The organism is Streptomyces sp. NPDC057253, from assembly GCF_042669125.1.
GTDB lineage: Bacteria > Actinomycetota > Actinomycetes > Streptomycetales > Streptomycetaceae > Streptomyces.
Genome location: NZ_JBHUXV010000256.1, coordinates 1 through 5,161 on the forward strand (window position 1 = coordinate 1; position 5,161 = coordinate 5,161).

At 68.4% G+C, this 5,161-nt stretch carries 4 protein-coding genes; 1 reads left to right on the plus strand and 3 read right to left on the minus strand.

The window, feature by feature from the left end; genetic code table 11:
• Window positions 1-49: 49 nt before the first annotated feature.
• The 3 genes from ACFULQ_RS48475 to ACFULQ_RS48485 all read right to left on the minus strand — a co-directional run bounded on the left by ACFULQ_RS48475 (window position 50) and on the right by ACFULQ_RS48485 (window position 3,407).
• A complete protein-coding gene (locus ACFULQ_RS48475; protein WP_383558074.1) occupies window positions 50-1,951 on the minus strand; it encodes a protease pro-enzyme activation domain-containing protein in 1,902 nt (633 codons plus the stop codon).
• A 182-nt stretch (window positions 1,952-2,133) separates the two neighbouring features.
• Window positions 2,134-2,751: a DUF305 domain-containing protein gene (locus ACFULQ_RS48480; protein WP_383558076.1), complete on the minus strand. Its 618-nt coding sequence runs from the start codon at window positions 2,749-2,751 to the stop codon at window positions 2,134-2,136.
• Window positions 2,748-3,407: a DUF3105 domain-containing protein gene (locus ACFULQ_RS48485; RefSeq protein ID WP_383558078.1), complete on the minus strand. Its 660-nt coding sequence runs from the start codon at window positions 3,405-3,407 to the stop codon at window positions 2,748-2,750. Before ACFULQ_RS48485 ends, ACFULQ_RS48480 begins: the two co-directional genes overlap by 4 nt.
• Before the next feature lie 340 nt (window positions 3,408-3,747).
• Here ACFULQ_RS48485 and glnA point away from each other — a divergent pair, with 340 nt between their 5' ends.
• Window positions 3,748-5,109 carry a type I glutamate--ammonia ligase gene (gene glnA, locus ACFULQ_RS48490; protein ID WP_020141203.1) on the plus strand — a complete coding sequence of 454 codons (1,362 nt, stop codon included), beginning with the start codon at window positions 3,748-3,750 and terminating at the stop codon, window positions 5,107-5,109.
• Window positions 5,110-5,161 lie beyond the last annotated feature (52 nt).

Sequence of the window (5,161 nt, forward strand, 5' to 3'; positions counted from 1 at the left end):
GTCCCGGGGTTCTCACCCCGGGACCGGGCCCTGTGGACGTACGTGCGCGTCAGTGCCGGTTGAACGACTGGACGTAGCCGTTCGCGGGCGTACCCACACCCGTCACGTCGTCGTAGCCCTTCACCGCGGACAGCGAGCTGTCCTTGCCGAGGCTGCGCACCGAGGTGATCAGACCCTCGGAGGCGTCGAAGCTGTTGGCGAAGTCGACGCGGGCCTCCGCGAGGCCGGAGCCCGTCGGGTTGTCCGTGACGTCGTGGTACACCCGGGACCCGTACTTCGAGTAGATCGACGGGTTGGCGAAGCCGAGCGCCTTGCCGCCGCCCGCCTGCTGCGCCAGCGCCTGCACGGCCGCGATCACCGGCGAGGCCAGCGAGGTGCCGCCGATGCGGTACTCGCTGTACTGCTGCGAGCCGTCGGGGAAGGTCTGCGTCTGCCCCACCAGGAAACCGGTGTTCGGGTCGGCGATCGCGGAGATGTCCGGAACGACACGGTTGCCGGCGGCGTTGTTGGCCGTGGCGAGCGCGTTCGGGACGACGGCCTTCTGGTAGAAGGGCTCGGCGACCGTCTTGCTGGTGCCGCCGCCCGCGCCCGAGGTGAACGCGCCGGGGAAGTTGGTCCAGCTCTTGCCGTCCGCGGACAGCAGGGCCTTCTCGGTGCCCCAGCCGGTCTCCCACAGGTACTTGTCGCCCTTGCCGACCGCCAGCGAGGTACCGCCGACCGCCGTCACCCACGCCGAGTTGGCCGGGGTGTCGACCTGCTTCGTACCGGTGTTGGCGACCTCGTCGCCGTTGTCACCGGAGGAGAAGTAGAAGCCGATGCCCTCGACCGCGCCGAACTGGAAGACCTGGTCGTAGGCGGCCGCGAGGTCCGGGGTCTGGTTGGCCTCGATGTCGCCCCAGGAGTTCGAGACGATGTCGGCCAGGTGGTTGTCGACGATCTTGCTGAGCGAGTCGAGCAGATCGTCGTCGTAGCAGGACGCGGCACCCACGTACGTGATGTTCGCGTCCGGCGCGACCGCGTGCACGGCTTCGACGTCGAGGGTCTCCTCGCCGTACCAGCCGGCCGCCCCGCACTCGTCGGTCTTCGTGTAGTTCTTGGGCAGCACCTGCTTCAGCTGCCCGGTGGTGTAGGCGGCGTCACCGTTCTTCTTCGCGTACGTGGCCGCGTCGAAGGCGATGGTCGGGGAGGCGTACGCGTCCGTGATCGCGACCCGCACCCCCTTGCCCGTGTACGTGCCCGCGCCGTACGCGGCACGCAGCTGCCTGCCCGTGTAGCCCTTGATCGCGTACGGGATCTTGGTGCCGTAGGCGTCGGGCAGCGTGCTCGCGATGTTCGAGCCGTAGTACGAGGAGAACGGCCCGGAGTTCTTGAACACGGCGTCCGGCGGCGGCAGTTGGTCCTTGCTGCTGGCCTTGTGCGGCGCGTTGTCGAGACCGGTGACGGTCAGGACGGCACCGTCGAGGCCGGCCGGCGCGGACGCGGCCTTGGCCGGGGCGCGGTAGGTCTTCGAGCCCTTGGTGTAGTTGTGCAGCTGGGTCCCGAAGGCCTTCTCGACGGCGGCCACGTCACCGCTGACGGCGACGTAGTGCTCGGTGACGTCCGTGACCTTCAGACCGGCGGCCGTCAGCCAGGACTTGACCGCGGTCACCTGCGCCTTGGTGGCGCCGAAGCGCTGCTGCGCCTGCTTGGCGCTCAGGTACTTGCCGTACGACGCCGAGTTCGGGTCGGACACGGACTTCGCGTAGGCGGCGAGGCCGGTGGCGTCCTTGCCGGCGAGGTAGACCCGGGCGGAGACCTTGGCACTGTCCGAGGTGGCGCCCTTGTCGGCCTTGGCCGTGGCCCACGCCGGCTTGGTCCCGGCCAGTGTGTCGCGGTTCGGGCTGTCCGCGGCGTGGGCCGCGGGTATACCGAGCGCCAGCGCGCCCGCGAGCATGGGCAGTGTCGCCGCCATGCTCACTCCGGCGCGAAGTTTGGCGCGGTTGGATCTCATGGAACCCCCTGGATGCGGTTCGTCGCGAGTGATCACTCGACGCGATGGCCACTCTTGCGACGAACTCTTCATGCGAGGGGAATGCGCATGCCAAGAAGAGCCCAATTAACCTAATGAAAAAGGCTGGTTAGAGGGTTAACCCTCTATGATCCCGGCTTCGCGCCCCGCTCCTTCAACATCCCCGTCATCAGATCGATCTCCGACTGCTGCGCGTCGACCATCCCCTGCGCGAGCCGCTTCTCCACGCCGACCGTGCACTTGTCCACACAGCCCTTCGCCATGTGGATGCCGCCCCGGTGATGCTCCGTCATCAACTGGAGGTAGAAGACCTCGGCCTGCCTGCCGTTCAGCGTGCCCAGCTTCTTCAGCTCGCTGTCGGTCGCCATGCCCGGCATCAGCGAACCCTCGCCGGCCGACGGCATGTCACCCATGCCCATCCACGTCATCGGCGGATCCGCCGACACCTTGGGCAACCCCCACAGATCCAGCCAGCCCAGCAGCATGCCGCGCTGGTTGGCCTGCGTCTGCGCGATGTCGTAGGCGAGCCGCCGCACCTCGACGTCCTTGGTGCGGTCGCGCACGATGTACGACATCTCGACGGCCTGCTGGTGGTGTACGGCCATGTCGCGCGCGAAACCCGCGTCCGCCGACTCGGCGGTGGGCGTGTCGCCCGAGCCGCCGTCCTCCGCGACGGCGTAGGTGATCGCGCCGGCCGCGACGAGCACGCCCGCCACCGCCACGGCCACTCCCGCGAACCTCACTGCGACAGACCACCCGTGCACGCCGCGCCCGGCTCGGGCGTCTGCTGGCCCTGCACGAACTTCTCGAAGAACTTGTCGACGTTCGGGTCGGTGGCGCTCGTCACCGTCCGCTGGTGGCCCCAGGCCGACAGCACGATCGGGTCCTTCTGCTTGTCGTCCGGGCTCATCAGCGTGTACGGCGTCTTCTTCACCTTGGCCGCGAGCGCGTCGACGTCGGCCTTCTTGGCCGCGCTGGTGTACGTCACCCAGACCGCGCCGTGCTCCAGGGAGTGCACGGCGTTCATGTTGTTGACGGCCTTGGTGTAGACGTCGCCGTTGCAGTTCATCCAGACCTGGTTGTGGTCGCCGCCCACCGGGGGCTCCATCGGGTAGTTCACCGTCTTGGCGACATGGGTGCGGCCCAGCGTGCCCTTCCAGGTCTTCACGCCGTCCGAGCCCGTGACGAAATGCCCCTTGCCCTTGCCGTCGGCCGCCGTGCTGTCGTCGGACTGCGACTGGACGAGAGCGACGGTACCGGCGGCCAGACCGGCCACGGCGACCACACTGGCGGTGATGACGAGGATCCGGTTGCGGCGCGCGCGGGCCTTTTCGGCGCGCCGCATCTCCTCTATGCGCGCCTTGCGTGCCGCGGAGGTGCTCTTCTTGGCGGAACCCATGAGGTGTGTCCTTCTGGGGGAAAGGGGCGGGGCGGACGGTGAAGACCGGTCCGCTGATCGTAGTGGGGCGGGGGCGGCTTCTCGCAGGGAGCCCACAGGAAACCCGGGGCCCCGGATGAGACGGGGTGGGCCGGGCATTACGTATGTCAGTCCGAGCAGGCAAGATGGGCGGCAGAGCAGTGCATCCGCCGGACGTGAGGCGTTCACCCCGGGCTCGCCCGGGAGATCAAGGTCGGCAACGCGCTCGAAACGCTGTTGTGGTGTGATGCTCAGGTGCCCGACCGCCTCCTGCGGGACACGGAGACAGGCGGCCTGACCAGCAAGGATGGGGAAGTCGAAGATGGACAAGCAGCAGGAGTTCGTGCTCCGGACCTTGGAGGAGCGCGACATCCGGTTCGTACGCCTGTGGTTCACGGACGTGCTGGGCTTCCTCAAGTCCGTCGCCGTGGCCCCGGCGGAACTGGAACAGGCCTTCGACGAGGGCATCGGCTTCGACGGTTCGGCGATCGAGGGATTCGCCCGCGTATACGAATCCGACATGATCGCCAAGCCGGACCCATCGACCTTCCAGGTGCTGCCCTGGCGCGCGGAGGCCCCCGGCACCGCCCGGATGTTCTGCGACATCCTCATGCCCGACGGCTCCCCGTCCTTCGCCGACCCGCGGTACGTCCTCAAGCGGGCCCTGGCCCGTACCTCGGACCTGGGCTTCACCTTCTACACCCACCCGGAGATCGAGTTCTTCCTCCTGAAGGACCGCCCGCTGGACGGCTCGCGCCCGACCCCGGCCGACAACTCGGGTTACTTCGACCACACCCCCCAGAACATCGGCATGGACTTCCGCCGCCAGGCGATCACCATGCTGGAGTCGATGGGCATCTCGGTCGAGTTCTCCCACCACGAGGGCGCCCCCGGCCAGCAGGAGATCGACCTCCGCTACGCCGACGCGCTCTCCACGGCGGACAACATCATGACGTTCCGCCTGGTCATGAAGCAGGTGGCGCTGGAGCAGGGCGTCCAGGCGACCTTCATGCCGAAGCCGTTCTCGGAGCACCCGGGCTCGGGCATGCACACCCACCTCTCACTCTTCGAGGGCGACCGGAACGCGTTCTACGAGTCGGGCTCGGAGTACCAGCTCTCCAAGGTCGGCCGCTCCTTCATCGCGGGCCTGCTGAAGCACGCGGCGGAGATCTCCGCGGTCACCAACCAGTGGGTCAACTCCTACAAGCGCATCTGGGGCGGCACCGAGCGCACCGCCGGCGCCGGCGGCGAGGCCCCCTCGTACATCTGCTGGGGCCACAACAACCGCTCGGCCCTGGTCCGCGTCCCGATGTACAAGCCCGGCAAGACCGGCTCGGCGCGCATCGAGGTCCGCTCGATCGACTCCGGCGCCAACCCGTACCTGGCCTACGCCGTCCTCCTGGCCGCGGGCCTGAAGGGCATCGAGGAGGGCTACGAACTCCCTCCGGGCGCCGAGGACGACGTCTGGGCCCTCTCGGACGCCGAGCGCCGGGCGATGGGCATCGAGCCCCTCCCGCAGAACCTGGGCGAGGCCCTGACCCTGATGGAACGCAGCGACCTGGTCGCCGAAACCCTCGGCGAACACGTCTTCGACTTCTTCCTGCGCAACAAGCGGCAGGAGTGGGAGGAGTACCGCAGCGAGGTCACGGCCTTCGAGCTGCGGAAGAACCTGCCGGTGCTGTAGCCACCGGGTACAGCACAGTGGGGCCGACCGTCACAGACCGAGCGCCCCCACA